The organism is Paenibacillus sp. FSL L8-0436, assembly GCF_038593025.1.
Taxonomy (GTDB): domain Bacteria; phylum Bacillota; class Bacilli; order Paenibacillales; family Paenibacillaceae; genus Paenibacillus_AQ.
The window spans coordinates 5,573,787-5,590,163 of sequence record NZ_CP151955.1 but is presented as its reverse complement, the minus strand read 5'-3'; the positions used below and the strand labels follow the sequence as shown (position 1 = coordinate 5,590,163).

The window sequence follows — 16,377 nt, the reverse complement described above, 5'->3', positions numbered from 1 at the left end:
TATGAATATGAAAACCAAGGCGCAGGTCATTGCCTTTGCCAATATCGGCGGTGGTGACGCGATTCAGGGCGTGTTGAAGTTGATTCGTACCTATCCGAAGGAGCAACGGATTGTCGTAGTAGAATTGCCTTGTGTCGGTTTGCCGCGCATGGCCTATACATTTGATCAACAAATTGCGGATCTTAGCAAAGAACGTACCGTCGATCAGTTTCTACTGGATCTGGACCGTAAGGCGCTAAAACCGATGCAATCCTACATGGTGCAGCGTAGTGGGATAGATTATGTGCTCGTTAATCCGCGCTCTCAGCCGGAGGCACCGGTTATTCGCAAACTCTCGTCCAACCAGACGCTTATTTCAGCACCTACTGTGCTGCGGCAACAGTTGGAAGACTCGTATGATGTGATCATTCTAGTACTGCAGGGTTCGCTCATACAACCCACCACGCACTTTGCACTCCGGACCTCAGATGCCGTGGTGCTATATAGTGCTGATGCGATTGATTTTGTCGGCAACTATACCCATTATCGACGATTGATCGAAGTGTTCAGTGTAGAGCGGGAACGGCTATTTCTGTTTACAGCCGACTCCAACTTCAAAATTGAGGAAGCGCCTGTTTACTCCAAATTCGGCGATTTGCTCAAGCGCTGGAAGGAGCTTGCGCCGAATGCGTTCCCTGTACGTGAGGGAAGCGAAGTTATCCGGGAGGGGGAGACGGTGGGCATCATTGAACCCCTTGAATACCTGGATGTCCACGTATCCGTACAGCCTGTGGGTACCGAATACTCAGAAGGAGATTTCAAGAAGCTCGAATCGCTCAAGAACTATGTACGCTACCGGCTGCAAGAGGATCACCTCGACGAATATGTACAGTCTCTGACCCATGAACCATCCCGGCAAAAGATACGCTATTACATTTCCGATTTGGTGCGCGAACAGACCGAATATGCCCTGTCTATACCGGTAAATGAAGCGGTGGAATGGGTACAGAAGGAAATTACGGAGCTGGGCGTGCTACAGGGGATTTTGGATGATCCAAGTATCAGTTCGATTGAAATCAATGGACTGGATCAAGTGATCGTGGAGCAAGGGGGGCAGGACAAGCATTTGCCGGAGATCCGGTTTCAAAGCATCACCCATCTCTATGAAGTGATCAACAAGATGCTCATGCCAATTGGGAAACCCATATCCAGTACCGATCCGATTGTGGATGCGAACTACCGTGGATTCCGGATCTGCGTGGTGGCGGATACGAAAGAATTTCAAGGTGTAAGTGCGAATGCGCCTTTGATTAGTATCCGAAAGTTTCCCCCTGATGTGTTCACGGATGCGCAGTGTATTCAGTACGGGAACATCTCAGCCGAAATTTCCGAGTTCCTGAAATTTATTGTACCCAAAGGAGCCAACATTGTAATTGGTGGCGGGACGAACAGCGGAAAGACCACGCAACTGATCCGTCTACCCATGTATATGGAGCCGATTACCCGGATCATTTCCATTGAGGATTCCGAGGAAATGCTACTGGCCAGCAAAACGCAGTATCAGCATTATCCGAACTTGCCATCCCTGCTTGTGAAGGAGCTGGAGGATGAGAAGAAAAGCTTTGGCATCGCCAAGTTGATCAAAGCCTGTCTGCGGCTGCGGCCTACTGTCATGGGCATCGGAGAGATCCGGGATGAACCGGCAGCGCAGCAAAGTCTGATCGGGATGAATACAGGACACACCGTCTGGACGACGATCCATGCGAATAGTGCCCGGGAGGCAGCCACGCGGTTGTTACAGCTGAATGGAAATACAGCGGCAGCGGCCAGTCAGATTTCGGGATCGGTTGACCTGATACTCTTCCAGAAGAAACTGCGCAGTGGGGTGCGGGTCGTGACAGAAATCTGTGAGCTCATTGGGTATAGAGGCACTGAGGAGCCAATCCTGAATCCGATTTTCAAATATGACCATCACTTGAAAAATCAAGTCAAGGTGGGCCGGATCAAGTCTGAGTCGCTGTTGGAGAAGATTTACCTGCAGGAGCCGGGGCCGGAAGAATTGCGGCGCTGGTGTGAGGTCAAGGAGTTGAAAGCTGCTTTATGATGCTGAGTTATTGGATAGTGGCAGGGCTGTTGATTTCCTTCGGACTTTTTTCGCTGGCACCTATACCCGTCAACCGTTCGAAACGGATGCGGTTGGCCTTCGGGTTTGAACAGACAGAAGCAGAGGCGAAAGCAGCTGGAATTCGGCTGAGTGGCAAGCGGTTGATTCAGGTGTTGTTGGCGGCCGTCCTGATTGGTGTGGCGATTGCTTACTTCACACGAAATATCTGGTTTGTCGGAGTCGGCGGGGCGATGGGGATTATTGTGCCTAAGATGATTATTTCAGCAGTCACGTTCAAACGCCGAATGGAGATTTTAATGAACCTGCCGGGTAATTTGCGGCTACTGTCCTCCAAGTTTCGGGACTGTAAATCACTCCAGAAATCGCTGGAAATGTCGTTATCCATGATGAGCGGTGTGACTGTCCCATTATTTGAGCAATTATACGCTGCGCTGCGAATTGGTCTGGATGTGCCAACGGCACTAGAGAACATGAAGCGGGAGATTCGTTTCAAGAAATTTGATGATTTCTGTGAAAAGGTGATCGCCGGAAACAAGGATGGCTTTCACCTGCGGTCTGTGGAAGGGATTCGGGAAAGTATTGCCGATTTGTCATCTGATATGAATCTGCTGCAGGAGATTGATCTGGAGAATGAAAAGAAACGGATCGAGCCTTTTGTGGTGTTCGGATTCAGTTTGGTGTTTCCGTTCCTCTTTGGATACTTGGAGAGTCAATTGGTCCAGGAGTTCAAGCTGGCGACGACGCTGCAGACTAGCCTGGGCAAGTTGCTGCTCGCGAGTATGATTGTTTCCATAGTGATCGGGCTATGGAAGAAGGATAAACTGCTGCGGCTTAATCTGGATGATCTATGAGCACAGACGTTAGCAAGAAGGAAGGTGGTGAAATATGCTTACGTCCATTTTATTTTTCCTGGCGGCGGGTTGCATCACTGTTCCCATCCTTAGGTTAGTTCTCCCAGGATTCCAGAGGCAGAAGCAATTGGTGCATTTGGCTGCGTTGGTCAATCAGACCGAAGCGCAGCGCGTACGAAACGGGCAAAATGCCATTGTGCGATCCTTTGCGGACCGAATGGCTAAAGGAAACGGGGAGCGGCCCCTGAGCAAGCGGCGACAGATGTATCAGGTGCTGGCTTATGCTGAAAGTTATGAAATGTATATGGCCAAAGTGGTCGTACAGTCGCTATTGCCCGGCCTGTTCGCACTGGCGCTGGCCGGGATGGTTCAGCATTTCTTTTTCCTGCTCGTGGCTCCCGTTCTTTCCGGACTATTCTTCTGGATGTCCTTACGGCGGATTCCCCAGGCTTACCAAAAACGGCAAGACCGGCTGATCGCGGACTTGCCGTTTTTAATTAGCAAAATGATTACGGCACTTGAAGTGGGCAAACCGCTGAACGTTATTTTTCAAGAGGTCAGCACCCGGTGCGGTCCAACTCTTTCGGCGCTACTCAAGCGCCTGGTCGCTAACATGGGGACGATGTCGCAAAAGGATGCCCTGCAATTGTTTGCTGAAGAAGTGAATGTCCCGGTCGTATTTGACTTTATCTCTGTCGTCAACATCGTCGCAGAGAAGGGTTTCCATGAGGCAGAAGATGACCTCAATCATATCAAAAATGATCTGCGCAGCTTAAGCAAGTTAGCCCTGAAAGAGCGCACCCGGGGCAATCCGGCAAAGATGAATCTGTATTACGGCATCGTCATTGCCCATGTGGCCGTGTTCTTTTTTTTAATGCTCATCAAGATGTTTGCTGCTTTTAATGCCTTGTAACACCATAACCATTTAATTTGAGAGGATGAATGTATTTTATGAAAAAGCTAATGAACAAAGTGAAACGTGAAAGTCAACAAACGATGCTGCTTGCCACCTCTGCCTTTTATACCCGGTTGGATCGTTTTCGGAAAGAAGAACGTGGGGATGCGATGCAGTGGGTGATTGGTATCTTGATTACATTGCTGCTGTTTATTGCAGTGTACATTCTGTTCAAGGCCCAAATCGATGTCTTTGTCAAAGATAAAATCTTCGGCAAAATGAATTCCTTAACCTAAGGCTGTCTATGAAGCACAGGCTGAATACCTTTAGGAAATCGGAGAAAGGGGACGCGCTTATTGGCGTCTTCTTTTTTCTGATGATTACACTGATCGTTGCCCTACTCGCTGTAACCATTGTGCAGTATGTCATGATTCGCTCTAACCTTCACACCGCCTCGAATGAAGTACTGCAGGTGATGAAAGTAGAGAATGGTGCAGATGCCATAACCCGACAGCGTTTCGATGGCTTGCTTCGGAGCATGGAGATGGACCCGGGAAAAGTCAGTTTTACGGCCACGCCCAAGCCGGTGCAGCGCGGAGATGTACTTGAAGTAACGGCGGTCAGGGAATATGAAGTTTTTGCGCTCAAGGCGGTTGGTGTGTACTACACGGTGCCGATCAAGGTGCATGTATCCGGCCTGGCACATAAGTTTTACCGAACGGGGGACTAGCCGATGTGGGTCAAGGTATGCGGGTCTATTTTGTTTGGTCTAATTCTGATCGTACTGATCATGGATTTGCTGGTCATAGACAGTGTGTATGATTCTACCGGCCGGGCCATTGAGCACTCCATTGATGCAGGGATTGTGCGCTCAGGGATTGTGACGGATGCGCAGCAAGGCAAAGTACAACTCGAAGAAAACGCCTTGCGCTCAAGTACTCGTGAAGCCTTTCGGGTTGCGCTAAGCCTGAGCAGTTCGCTTGAGAATCCAGTAATGAAGAATAGTCAATTTGAACTGCAGCTACGGTATGATGCCGATGAGGTGCCGTGGATTGATGTGGTGTACCGTACCCATGTTTCTTTTGCTCTTCCGGGGGTACAATATCCGGTTACGATTCACCGTAATATACCGTATGAGAGTGTCTTTAAGTAAGCAGGGAGGGAAATCAATCATTGAAAAAGTTTTGGAATAAATATACCCGTAGCGCACTCATCGTCCTCCTCGGACTGGTGATTGCGCTAGTTGCATTTAACCTGAATAACAATCAGATTGCCAAGCAGGTGAAGACTAAGAAAATTATTGTGGCCAAAACAGATATTGCACCTTACGCAGCCATCACCAAAGATATGCTCAAATATCGGGAGGTCGTACTTAGTGAGGTGCCGGAGGATGCCCTGGAGTCCCCAGAAGAACTGGATTTCAAGGATGCTTATGCTTCGAAGTACGGCTTCTTGGAACATGCACCTTTGCGTAAATCGTTGATTACGACAGCGGCGACTTCAGGGGTGGGCGCAGCAGTGTCGCTGAAGCCGGGGATGCGCCAAATCGGGGTAAAGACCGACTTGACGATGTCCGCTGGGGATGAAGTCAAGCCTGGTATTGTGATCGATGCCTATGCCTTTGTCACCGATACGGCTTCAGGGCAGTCCAAACGCATCGTTCTTCCGGAATTATTCGGACTTAAGGTTGTGAAACGGCTGAATGCGGAAGGCAAAGTCCCCGATCCAGTGGACGGCGGGAGCTTAATTCCTGCAGTGGTTGTCCTTGAGGTCACGCCGAAGCAGGCGGAGCTGCTCATGGAGTATCAAGAATCCGGGAAGGTGTACCTGCTGCCTGCAGGAACGCTGAAGCCGTAAAGGAGGGGGACCATGAAGCGGTATTTCTTTCTGGCCGCGATGCTCATCCTTCTGGGAACCGTACAATCTCCGGTTACACATGCGGAGCTGGGTGATTCTGAAGGAGATGCTTCGAAAACGGTAGTTTCATCCACCTATGCGGTTTATTCTGCGCAACCACTTGGTGCGATTCGTATAGCTGGTGAGTCCACGCCGATAACACTGAATACTTCCGGAAACCTACAGTTCTCCAAGCATCTGAAGCTGGAGGTTGAACATGAGGGAGACACGGGATGGCAATATGCCGTGCGTTTGGATGAATTCACGGTCCGGCATACGCTTGCGCAAGGCAATATTCGGGCGAAGATTCCTGCAGGATATGCTTCATATCAAGTATCGGGGATTACCTCGGAGAACGAGACAAACGGGATGATAACCGGTGCGGGGGTATTTGCCTCTGGAAGTTCTCAAGTGATGCTCGAAGCTGCTGAAGGTTCCGGACGCGGTCGTTTCAGTGCGGATCTGATCCTGCAGGTGGATCTTCCCGATCTTCTAGAGGTGGCTGAAGTGAATGACACGGATCGGATTTCCCCTGGAGAAAGGGTGGGCCTACTGGCCGGAGAGTACCGCGCAAGCTTAACCTATACCCTGGTTACTGGGCTATAAGAATAGAATAGAGGTTATGTCATGGAGAGAAAAAAGGTTAGAAAGACCCTGATCCAGTTCAGTTTGCTGTTGATTTGCTGTTTAGGGCTGTCTGGCGTGGTCAGTGCAGATAGTTCATTTGTATTGTCTCCGGTCAAGGCGGTAGAAGAGGGCCGAGGGTATTATAAAGATCAGGTGAAGCCGGGTGATTCCAGAGAATATACCTTTTTTGTGCGGAACACGAAAAACGAACCTGTAGAGATTAAACTGTACCCAGCTGACGCACTCCCGGCTCAGAATGGAGGGCGAAGTTTCTCGGAGAAAGAACAGAAGCTTTCTCATGTCGGGGCATGGCTGGACCCGCAAGGGGTCCAGCGCTTCACACTGAAGCCGAAGGAGGAACGCAGCTTTAAGTACCGGGTCTCTGTTCCGGAAGAGATCACGCCCGGACAGTATGTAGGTGTGATTGCTGCTGAGGAATTGATCCAGGCAGAAAATAATGAATCGAATGTGCAAGGTCAGCAGGCTTCGGTGGCCATTGATGTGGTCAATCGTAGCGGTGTGCAGATGGTACTGGAATACAAGCCTGAACAGGCGGTGCATGCGATGAGCATCGACGACTTCCGCCACGATTATATCAGCACCGGATATTCCAGACTGACCCTTAAATTAAGAGATCGGGGCACCATTTTAGAGAAACCGACTGGAAATATCACGGTAAAGGATAGCCAAGGCCAAGTTATGTATCAGCAGGCCTATCGTGCAGATTCCATTTATGCGGGTACAACCGCAGATATGGTCTATATTTTGGATAACAAGTTACTGCTGCCGGATACATACGAGGTTACTTATAATGCAACGTTCTCTGGGCAGACCATTAGCCGCACCTTTTCGTTCTCAGTCACTCCTGAACAGTCCAGAGCTTCCCAGGCGTCATTGACAGAAGCCGGAAAGATTGAAGTGACTCAGACCTTCTGGGATTGGCTAGAGCTGCACGTATGGGTTGTGGTGATCGTGTTAGTCGTCATTATTTTCATTTTCGTCTTCTTGTTCTGGCTCCTGCTCCTGCTGTGGAAACGCAAAAAAGAAAAGGAAGAGCAGAAGACAGCCCCTGTACCATCCAGCGCAGATCCGGGTGACAAAGAGGTCAACCTCTAGAGAGCAAATTCCAATCCTGGAGTTTGCTTTTTTGTTTCTTATTTTCAGAACGTTTGAAGGGGGGTGGTTGTCCGGAGCCTGTTCACTTGGTTGATTGACTCAGAACAATAAATAAGGAGGAATAGCAAAACATGAAAAAATGGATAATGTCGATGCTGATGGCCATGCTCGTAACGCTCCCGTTCTCCTCTGCCTTTGCTGCAGATGAATCGGAGGTTGTGGTCACTGGTGCAGGTCTGCAAATGACTCAGACGAAGCCGATCTTTACCGATATCACACTGGACATAAAGCAAAACCAAACGTCAGCAGCGACCAGTAATTTGAACGTATTGGATGCGAGAGGGACTGCAGCGGGTTGGGGGATTGTGCTACGGGCCACCGATTTTAAACTGACGAAGATGGTTAGTGGACAAGCTATCGACTTTGTCATTCCTGCATCTTCGGTATCCTTCTCTACCCAGTACAAGAATGCTGTTGTTGGAACACCTATTGATTTTAAGTCCGCAAAGGGAGAACTGGCAAATCATCAGGTACTCTCTTCGGAAGACAGTCGGATCGTAGGGGTGATCCCTTCGGAGGGGGCAGGAACGCATCAGTTCGGGGTGTCGTACGTGCTTAACGTACCCAAAATTATTGAGGGCAGTAACGGCCAGAACGTGGGTCTACTCCAGGGTACGTATACATCAACATTTACCTATACGGCAACGGTAGGATTATAAGGAGGCGAAAGCATGACTACGAGATCGACACAAGAGTCAACCAAAAAGCACAAACGATGGGGAGCGTTAGCTTTATCTTTGGTTCTGCTAGTTCCCGGATTATTCATTTCCGGCGAGACTACCAAAGTCGAAGGTGCTGCGTACAATGAAATTGTAAAGGTGGAAAACTTCTCAAGTAACAATACGAATTATGAAGCTGCGTATAACACTAATATCGTCTCATTTTATAACAAAATAACCCTTAGAGACGGTAGTACGTACTATCTAGACGGTGATTTTATATTCTTGAAGATGCCACCCGGAGCAACTGCACTGTTCCCTCCATATCCTAGTAGAACAGAGATTGACTCTTATCCTTTTGTAGGTGCGGATGGCTATATTTACAAGAGTACAAAGTACCCGACAACTAAAATATCCGAAATAAAAGTTAAGACTGCCGTAGTAGGAGCTAATTCATCTAATCTTCAGTCGGGGACCAGTTACTTTGCACTTGGGGAAGATGGTATGACATGGGCTTGGGGAACAGGATCAGGAGGTCAGTTAGGTAGTGGAGAGAAGCTGGATAGAGCTATTCCCATAGAGGTAGTTGATCCAGCTACAGGCGACCCAATATTAGGCGTGAAGAAAATAATTCCAGCACCAGAGAAAGGTGTTGTATTACTTACTAGTAATAAAGCTTATCTAGTAGGTTCTTCTTTTGGATTATCGTCTCTGGACTCAGCGAAGCCGGTAGCAATTGATAATTTCCCAGCGTATAGTGATCCTATGAACGTTGATGTCTCCTATCTTGGTAACACCTCGGAGGCCGGAGCTAACTATGCCAAACAGTATATAGCAAACTCTAATCCACCGGTTAAGTACGGCTGGTATGAAGGTAATTTCAGACGTTACGTGCTAAAGGTTGATGACAAATCATACACCTTCTCATCCATTGACACAGCAATTGCAAATGATAAACAAATAACAGCATTGTCTGGATTAACTGCTCTTCCTCTAGACAAATCAAAAGCTAAATTTTATCCAAATAAGAATACAGAGCTGAACACCTACACAGGATTGTATTTGGATAATGGAGTACTGTCTACGTGGGATACTCTAGGAACGAATATTCCTGTATGGAATGCATCTGCTAATGCTAAAACATTTGCAACAAAGGTTGAAATAGCAACTGGTGTTACTAAAGCAATGTTTAGTAGCAAAGAGAACACATACTGGTTTATCAAAGACGATAAGTTGTACGCCGTTGGAGCGAATAACAAAGGAATATCTGGTACCGGTTCTGCAGTATTAACGACTCCATCCCGTATCCGTGGTTCTTCCGACCAAGTTGCAGAAGTTAAGGATATTGCGATAGCTGACGGTGGAACTATTTCCAACCAACCCTCAATCTTAGCAATAAATACGAATGGTCAGCTTTATAGTTGGACAAACGGTCCTTCCATGACAGAACAAAAAAGTTCCTTTGGCGACAAGTTCATAGGCTTTGTGGAAGTTCCTACCGTGGGTACTTTAGGTAGATACAGCACCTATGTAATCGATGACAAAGGTCGCATGTTTTGGATAAATCATCAATTAAGTGGCGTGATGTATCTCGTGCAGGTAGCAGGAATACCAGCTGTTGCACCTACAGGATATGTAGCCCCAGTCGTCCTTGAAAAACCTACAAGCACCGTAACCACGAATAAATTAAATCAACAAGTAGTCAAAGTTGACTTCGGAAGTGAAACAGCTATTACAACGCGAGAGTTTTCAGTGGACGGTGGCACGACTTGGTCTCCGTACACGACTCCTGTAACCTTGGAAACAGCAGGTACAGTTTTGTTTAAGGCTCGTTCGGGCGCAAACGGTGGAGTACTCAGCCCTCTGCTAGAGATGGAACTTCTAAATGATCCAATTACAATAACTCCAGGCTATCCCAAAATCATCGATCAAGCAGATGGCACCTTTAGCGTCGAAAGTGGAACTTTACATCCTGGTGTGAAAATCGAAGTGAGAATTGATAATGGCACATGGTCTACTTATACTGGACCTGTTACCTTGAATACGGGGAGCCATAACATTGATGTCAGAATAGTAAATGCAAGCGGTGAAGAGTTGGCAGATGCAAGTGCAACGTTGAATGGTCCGACACCGCTACCAACGGTAGCACCAACGCCAACACCAACGGTAGCGCCAACGCCGGTACCGACGGTAGAGCCAACGCCGGTACCGACGGTAGAGCCAACACCGGTACCGACGGTAGAGCCAACACCAACACCGACGGTAGCACCAACACCAACACCGACAGTAGCGCCAACACCTACACCTACGGTGACACCAACGCCGTCAGCGACTCCACAACCTACGTTGGACCCAAGCTGGGGAAGTCCGATAGGGTCAGAGGATGTCACGTTTACTGTATTGTCCGGGGCCTTTTCCTCGCACTTTAGTGGATTATTGCTGGACACGGTAACCATCAGTACGACGAATCAATATCAAGTCATTAATTCAGTGACAAATTCAGTGATTGAAGACAGTCGGGGAACAGGCGCGGGGTGGAACTACAGTCTGAAGATCACCGATTTTGTGAGCGATCCTGTAGTAGACAATAGCAAGGGCACGAGTGACTTGGTTGTAAAAATGCCAGCTAGTTCACTCAGTGTAGATATTACCGATTCAAAGACACTGGCCGGGCAGGAGGCAAGTCTCAGCCAAAACGGGAAATATGTCTTCAATGCCGAGCCGGTGGTGATCGCCAAAGCCGGAGAGTTTGAGGGCATGGGACAATACCAGATTCCAATGAGTTATATGCTTTCCGTGCCGGATAAGGTAGAAGTGGTTTCGGCGGGGGCTAACAGTACGTATCAAGCAGGGGCAAAGACAGGGCTTCGTGTAGGGACGTATCGTTCGCAGTTTACCTTTACGCTGGCATCGGGGATTTAATGAGAGTACAATAAATTTCAGCCGCCTGGTGTAATAACCGGACGGCTTTTTTTATTATTCTCTTTGTACCAGGTAATCAAAATCCATACTTTTTTAATACGTTTGGATTGGAGAATTGGGATATGCTTGTCTTGTGAGAAATGAATAGGAAGGAGGGGAGAACATGCTAGACATGCGCTTCACACCTTAGACAGTGTGTTATAATAGATACACATGCAGACAATAAGGTATAAAATCTTGATCTAACAGCATACTCATAATCTCTACAAAGATTGGAGGTATGTTGAATGAATGAGGAGGAGAACGATTTGATTATGAATAGTCCTAACCCATTGAAAGAAGCAAATCGTAAAGTGGATAAAATGCGCCCGGAATTGTGGGCAGCTGCTGAAGCGAACCTTCAAAAAGCTGAAGCGGATTTTAAACGTGAAAAAGGAGAGAAATAGGCTAATATACCATATTAGTTTAGCTGCTGATGAATCATAACCGTGGAGACGTGTATCTTGTCCTGTACCCTTTTGATGATGGAGAGATTGAGAAATTGCGGCCCGGCATTGTGCTGGATACCCGGGAGAATCAATCCATCGTCATTAAGGTGACATCACATGCTGAGCGGGCAGGTGATCCGAAGGATTTAGTACTTAAGTATTGGCAAAGGGCCGGGCTTAGTCAACCATCCGTCGCACGCTGCTCGCAGTTTGTTCCTTTGCATCACGATAAAATCGGCAAATATCTGGGAACGCTGCATGATGAAGATTTATTAAATGTATTGAGTAAGTTTTACGAATAAGCAAGTTCACAAGCGCCGAGATGGGGCTTTTTATTTTGTCTTTTTTTCAGTAGAGAGGGAGAGGCGGGAGTGGGGGAGAGGGATTTGGAAAATATTTCTTTACTTTTAATATACATAACAGTATATTTGATGTATAAAAAAAGTCGGAGGCGATCTCTTGCAATCTTCTTCCACATCGGATCACAAACAGATGGGCCGTCCCAAATCCCTTAATCCCAAAAGTAAACCCATTCCCACACGACTGGATGAAACGACAGAAGATATCCTGGAGCGTTATTGCGAGAAGCATAAGACCAGCAGGTCGGAGGCGATCCGCGAGGCGATTCACCGACTGGATCAGGACGAGCATCAGTATTTCTGGAGTCCGGAGTGGCGGCAGCTGCTACTCGATAAGGAGCAAGGTCTCCGCAATGGCGAAGCAGAGATGCACCGGATCGTACAGGATTTATTGCAATTAATTCAAGGTATGTCCGCAAGAATGAATTCGAAAACGGGGAGTGATCAGAATGAAACGGAGTCATAAAGTGTTAAGTAGTGTGCTCACAGCAGTGATCATGCTCGGCATGGTGGCCAGTGTAGGCAGTGCGGCTCAAGTGGCTGTATCGGTCCAGGTGAACGGTAAAACCGTTCAATTTCCGGATGCCCGGCCATATGATGAAGGCAACCGGGTAATGATCCCGATTCGCTTTGTGAGTGAGGCGCTGGGAGCTACTGTAGGGTACAGCAATCGGATCGTGACCATTAAGCAAGACAGCAAGAACATTGTAATGAAAGTGAACAGTGATACCGTGACCGTGGATACGGTCATTCATAAGCTGGATGTACCAGCAAGAGCACAGCAAAATCGGACCTATGTTCCGTTGCGGTTTGTCTCCGAGGCTCTGGGGGCAGCAGTGGACTGGAACCAACAGACGAAGCTTGTGACCATTACGACAGCAAGTGGCGGCACGGTCTCTCCTTCGCCTAGTCCATCACCAACTTCGGGAACCGCAAACGGGAATAACATGTACAGTACTGATTTTGCCTGGAAGCCGGGTTATACCAAGCTGGCTAAGACCTTGTTTGTGAACAATATGAAGGTAGAGAACGGGAAACTATCCTTTACCCTGCCGAAGGAAGCCTATGGTCAGTATTATGAAGCTGATGGTTCTTCCGTTATTCTTGTGCCTGGCAAGAGCTACACTTATGCGATTGGCAAGGGTAGAGGGTTTCTCTCTATTGATCAAATATATCCGGGTCGTGATGAACAGGAAGGGTATGTAGTGGCTTTAGATAGTAATGGTAACAAGGATCTGGGACAATTGTTTGGAGATGTAACCAATGATGCTATCGTTATTGGCCCAGTAAATAATTCGTCAGCTACTTTATCGGAGATACAAAAGTTAGCACTGGGGTTGGACTGATCAGGATAAAACCCCGTTAGACAACAAAAAGAGTCTGCATGTGCAGGCTCTTTTTGTTGTCTATAATATGAAAGGAGAGGAATAAATGAGGAGAAAAATGTGGTCAACGGTACTTTGTTTTGGTTTATCACTTCTGCTGGCAGTAGTTGCAGCAGCAGATTCAAGCCAACCGATGTTAAACAAATATGTTAATTGGGATTACGGAAAAGAAGGGGGGAAATTTAATGGCTATGTCCCGGCTCTAGAGAAGAATGTATTAGGAAATCCATGGAAGTTACATCAATGGGCCGGGTTGTACACATTTTCAAACGGACAGACTCGGATTGTTTCTAACTACGATGCTTTCAGCGTTAAGCAGACTCCTGCTGACGAGGATTTCAACAAGGAGAATGGGTTTGGTTTAGTTTATAAAAGCAAGGAATCATTGGGTGGATTATTCGATGCCGTGTGGGGTGGTCAATCTCTTACGGCTGGCCAGAGAGCCTTTTTCAAAGAACGCTTTAGTGATAATGCTAACGATCCTGTGTTCAAAATAGGGCATGAATTTTTTTACCTATTGGAGCAGTGGCATCCCTTCCTGCGAACTTCGGGGATTGTTCCGCGAATGGGCATCAAGTTCGACAAGACCCAGAAGGTCAGAGAGGGTGTGAACCGGGCGATGTATGTGGTCAGCGCCTGGCCGGAACTTAAGGTCACGAATGGACAGAACCTCACGATTTCATATACCGGTTATGGATACACAGACAGGGACATCCGCCTGATCGCTGCGCCCAAAGGGGCTTTTCCCGATCTGAGCAGTGTTGTCAGTCTGACTGATGGGAAATATATCCGGGCAAATGCGTCTCAGGAGAAAGAGGCGGGATCGATCTCTGTTAGTGCCAAGGAAATTGCCGATGTGCTTGGGGAGAACGTGGACATTATCATGGATGATGGCTATGGACGGACAGCGATCCAACCCGTTAAGCTTGCCGTGGATGAGCCAATGGATTATGTTCCTATGAAGCTGACGCTGACCGAAGCTGGGCAGTTGTGGATGAGGTTCCGTTATGACGGTGCTGACGGGTTTACATCGGATTATACAAACAACCGGGGAATGCCAATGACGGCGAGCGTTAAGATCGGCGGACCGCTGACGGCTGAGTTTGCGTTGCCCTCTATGTTCACGAACTTACCGTCAAATCTTAAGAATGGCCAAGAATATAATTACATGCTGGGTAAAATTGATATTGGACAAGCTCCGGGCAAGTACTATATCAAAGTGGATGGTATCGTCAACAACCCGAATCATCCGGACCGAACACTTGAATCGCCGTCTGCAGCATACCAGAATAATACCATTCAGGGTTATTGGACCGTTGAACGCAAAGCTCCGGAAGCGGATTTGATCGCGGTATCGATCACGGCTTCTCCATCGGCGATTCAGAAGGGTGGACAGAGCAGTATTACAGCTGCAGTGAAGAATAATAGTGCGGATGGTCAGAGTAATGTGCTCATTCGTTTTTTCGATAATGCGAACAAAATCTATGAAACGAGAAAATCTTTTGCCGCTGGCCAGAGCTTGACCGTTGGGCCTTTTCAGTGGACAGGCCATTCAACAGGAGCGCATAATCTTACCGTTTCTGTAGATCCAGAAAAGGAGAAGGTTGATCAGAACCGGAGTAATAATGTGGCGACTACCGGCTGCACCGTGACCTCCAGCGCATCCGGAAACGGCAGCGAATGCAACCAGCCCGAAGCAGCAGCTGATTGGAACGTAACTTATCCGGTCATTACAGGCTATCCCACTAAATCGTACACTGCAAGCTACACCAGAGCAGATGGACTCACTCAGTTCTATACGGAGTATTACACAGATTACAGCGATCCGATCTGGGAGAATAAACCAGTTACTTACAATGAGAAGCTGACCATCTCGGCGGAAGTAAACACGAAGCAAGGTATTGCTACAGATCTGAAGAGGGCAAAAGAATCAGATCGGGAGAGCCGGGGGTCTTGGGAGATCATTCCTTATGCGAATAGAACAGGGAAGAATGCAAATGAAATTACTCGTGCCGGTTACGGGATTGAGCTAAAAGTGAATACTGTGTATAACACGAATTGGGAAACCAAAGTCCCGGCCGGTCTGGAAGGGACGGCCTATCCGATTGGAGGACAGTATTACGGTCCAGCAGAGGTCTATGCCACATTCTACGACCCGAACTGGAAGATGGAACGTAAAATTAAACTGGAGAAAACCAGCGGGAATCGTAACACAGCTACCTGGGAGTTGCCTCTGCAGACGATCACATCAGATTCTGGAAAGACTTATCAAGGCAGAAAGTATATGACCTCGGTCAATGCTACCGATGGATACTATCGAATTAAGATCTCCACCGATCCGTCTGGCATGAATAACCTGGTCACTTGCATCACCAAGCAAGTAGAAATTTTCGGCAGTATGTATGATGATGTGCAGAATTTGAGACGGACAGATTAAAATAAAGTAGCTAACCCCATCGTTCGCGGTGGGGTTTTGCTTATGGGCACTGTGAGGGCTCTCATAAAGGAGGAAATCATGATATCTAATTTATTCACGTTATTGGAAGCGATAATTCTCTGTGGCTTGCAACTGATGTTTCCTGAGCTAGGGGTATAAAAGATGGTCATAGTAAACATGCTACTGACAACAAGTCTACTCATCCTTTGTTGCTGGTTCAGTTACACCGATATTACGGAGCGGCGGATTTCTAATAAACTAACTTATCCTGCTATTTTATTTTTGTTTATATTCAGGACTCTGTGTAGTCCAGAATATTTATGGGGGTTAATCCCAGGAATTGTGTTATTCCTGATCTTTATGATCAGCCCCTCATCTCTGGGAGCTGGTGATGTGAAACTGGTGACACTGATTGGATTGGGTATCGGGGTGGAACGAGAGGTAGTAGTATTATTTTTGATGTGCATTTTTGTGTTTCTATACCTGGGGGGAAGAAGGCTGCTGTCTTTAGTGGTTCAGCGTTCCGTGCCGTTGGCACCGTTTCTCAGCCTGGGGTTAATTGTTGTTATCCTGTGACG

Annotated in this window: 17 protein-coding genes; all 17 read left to right on the top strand. The window is 47.5% G+C overall.

The window, feature by feature from the left end; genetic code table 11:
• Nucleotide 1 precedes the first annotated feature (1 nt).
• Nucleotides 2-2,083 (top strand): ATPase, T2SS/T4P/T4SS family, encoded by a 2,082-nt coding sequence (locus NSS79_RS25795; protein WP_342436715.1) that lies wholly within the window; start codon nucleotides 2-4, stop codon nucleotides 2,081-2,083.
• Nucleotides 2,080-2,955 carry a hypothetical protein gene (locus NSS79_RS25790; protein ID WP_342436714.1) on the top strand — a complete coding sequence of 292 codons (876 nt, stop codon included), beginning with the start codon at nucleotides 2,080-2,082 and terminating at the stop codon, nucleotides 2,953-2,955. The genes NSS79_RS25795 and NSS79_RS25790 overlap by 4 nt, the downstream gene beginning before the upstream one ends.
• A 34-nt stretch (nucleotides 2,956-2,989) precedes the next feature.
• Nucleotides 2,990-3,868, top strand: a complete 879-nt coding sequence (locus NSS79_RS25785; RefSeq protein ID WP_342436713.1) for a hypothetical protein — start codon at nucleotides 2,990-2,992, stop codon at nucleotides 3,866-3,868.
• 38 nt (nucleotides 3,869-3,906) lie between these two features.
• Nucleotides 3,907-4,146 carry a hypothetical protein gene (locus NSS79_RS25780; RefSeq protein WP_342436712.1) on the top strand — a complete coding sequence of 80 codons (240 nt, stop codon included), beginning with the start codon at nucleotides 3,907-3,909 and terminating at the stop codon, nucleotides 4,144-4,146.
• Nucleotides 4,147-4,154: 8 nt separating this feature from the next.
• Nucleotides 4,155-4,580, top strand: coding sequence for a DUF4320 family protein (locus tag NSS79_RS25775; RefSeq protein WP_342436711.1), 426 nt, complete (start codon nucleotides 4,155-4,157; stop codon nucleotides 4,578-4,580).
• A 3-nt stretch (nucleotides 4,581-4,583) separates the two neighbouring features.
• On the top strand, nucleotides 4,584-5,003 hold the full coding sequence (locus NSS79_RS25770) for a hypothetical protein (protein WP_342436710.1): 420 nt from the start codon (nucleotides 4,584-4,586) through the stop codon (nucleotides 5,001-5,003).
• A 20-nt stretch (nucleotides 5,004-5,023) separates the two neighbouring features.
• Nucleotides 5,024-5,707 carry a Flp pilus assembly protein CpaB gene (gene cpaB, locus NSS79_RS25765; protein ID WP_342436709.1) on the top strand — a complete coding sequence of 228 codons (684 nt, stop codon included), beginning with the start codon at nucleotides 5,024-5,026 and terminating at the stop codon, nucleotides 5,705-5,707.
• A gap of 12 nt (nucleotides 5,708-5,719) precedes the next feature.
• Complete coding sequence (locus NSS79_RS25760; RefSeq protein ID WP_342436708.1) at nucleotides 5,720-6,352, top strand: hypothetical protein; 633 nt, start codon at nucleotides 5,720-5,722, stop codon at nucleotides 6,350-6,352.
• A 21-nt stretch (nucleotides 6,353-6,373) separates the two neighbouring features.
• The gene (locus NSS79_RS25755; protein ID WP_342436707.1) at nucleotides 6,374-7,489 is read left to right on the top strand and encodes a DUF916 domain-containing protein; all 1,116 of its coding nucleotides are present in this window, start codon (nucleotides 6,374-6,376) and stop codon (nucleotides 7,487-7,489) included.
• 131 nt (nucleotides 7,490-7,620) lie between these two features.
• A complete protein-coding gene (locus tag NSS79_RS25750; protein WP_342436706.1) occupies nucleotides 7,621-8,208 on the top strand; it encodes a hypothetical protein in 588 nt (195 codons plus the stop codon).
• Nucleotides 8,209-8,220: 12 nt separating this feature from the next.
• Complete coding sequence (locus NSS79_RS25745; RefSeq protein WP_342436705.1) at nucleotides 8,221-11,130, top strand: hypothetical protein; 2,910 nt, start codon at nucleotides 8,221-8,223, stop codon at nucleotides 11,128-11,130.
• A 287-nt stretch (nucleotides 11,131-11,417) separates the two neighbouring features.
• Nucleotides 11,418-11,576: a hypothetical protein gene (locus tag NSS79_RS25740; protein ID WP_342436704.1), complete on the top strand. Its 159-nt coding sequence runs from the start codon at nucleotides 11,418-11,420 to the stop codon at nucleotides 11,574-11,576.
• Between the two features lie 29 nt (nucleotides 11,577-11,605).
• The gene (locus NSS79_RS25735) at nucleotides 11,606-11,920 is read left to right on the top strand and encodes a type II toxin-antitoxin system PemK/MazF family toxin (protein WP_341377993.1); all 315 of its coding nucleotides are present in this window, start codon (nucleotides 11,606-11,608) and stop codon (nucleotides 11,918-11,920) included.
• Between the two features lie 157 nt (nucleotides 11,921-12,077).
• Entirely contained in the window at nucleotides 12,078-12,443 is a 366-nt protein-coding gene (locus NSS79_RS25730; RefSeq protein ID WP_342436703.1) for a hypothetical protein, read from the top strand.
• Nucleotides 12,427-13,323, top strand: coding sequence for a copper amine oxidase N-terminal domain-containing protein (locus NSS79_RS25725; protein ID WP_342436702.1), 897 nt, complete (start codon nucleotides 12,427-12,429; stop codon nucleotides 13,321-13,323). The genes NSS79_RS25730 and NSS79_RS25725 overlap by 17 nt, the downstream gene beginning before the upstream one ends.
• An 85-nt stretch (nucleotides 13,324-13,408) precedes the next feature.
• Nucleotides 13,409-15,799, top strand: a complete 2,391-nt coding sequence (locus NSS79_RS25720) for a CARDB domain-containing protein (RefSeq protein WP_342436701.1) — start codon at nucleotides 13,409-13,411, stop codon at nucleotides 15,797-15,799.
• Between the two features lie 162 nt (nucleotides 15,800-15,961).
• Entirely contained in the window at nucleotides 15,962-16,375 is a 414-nt protein-coding gene (locus NSS79_RS25715; protein ID WP_342436700.1) for an A24 family peptidase, read from the top strand.
• Nucleotides 16,376-16,377 lie beyond the last annotated feature (2 nt).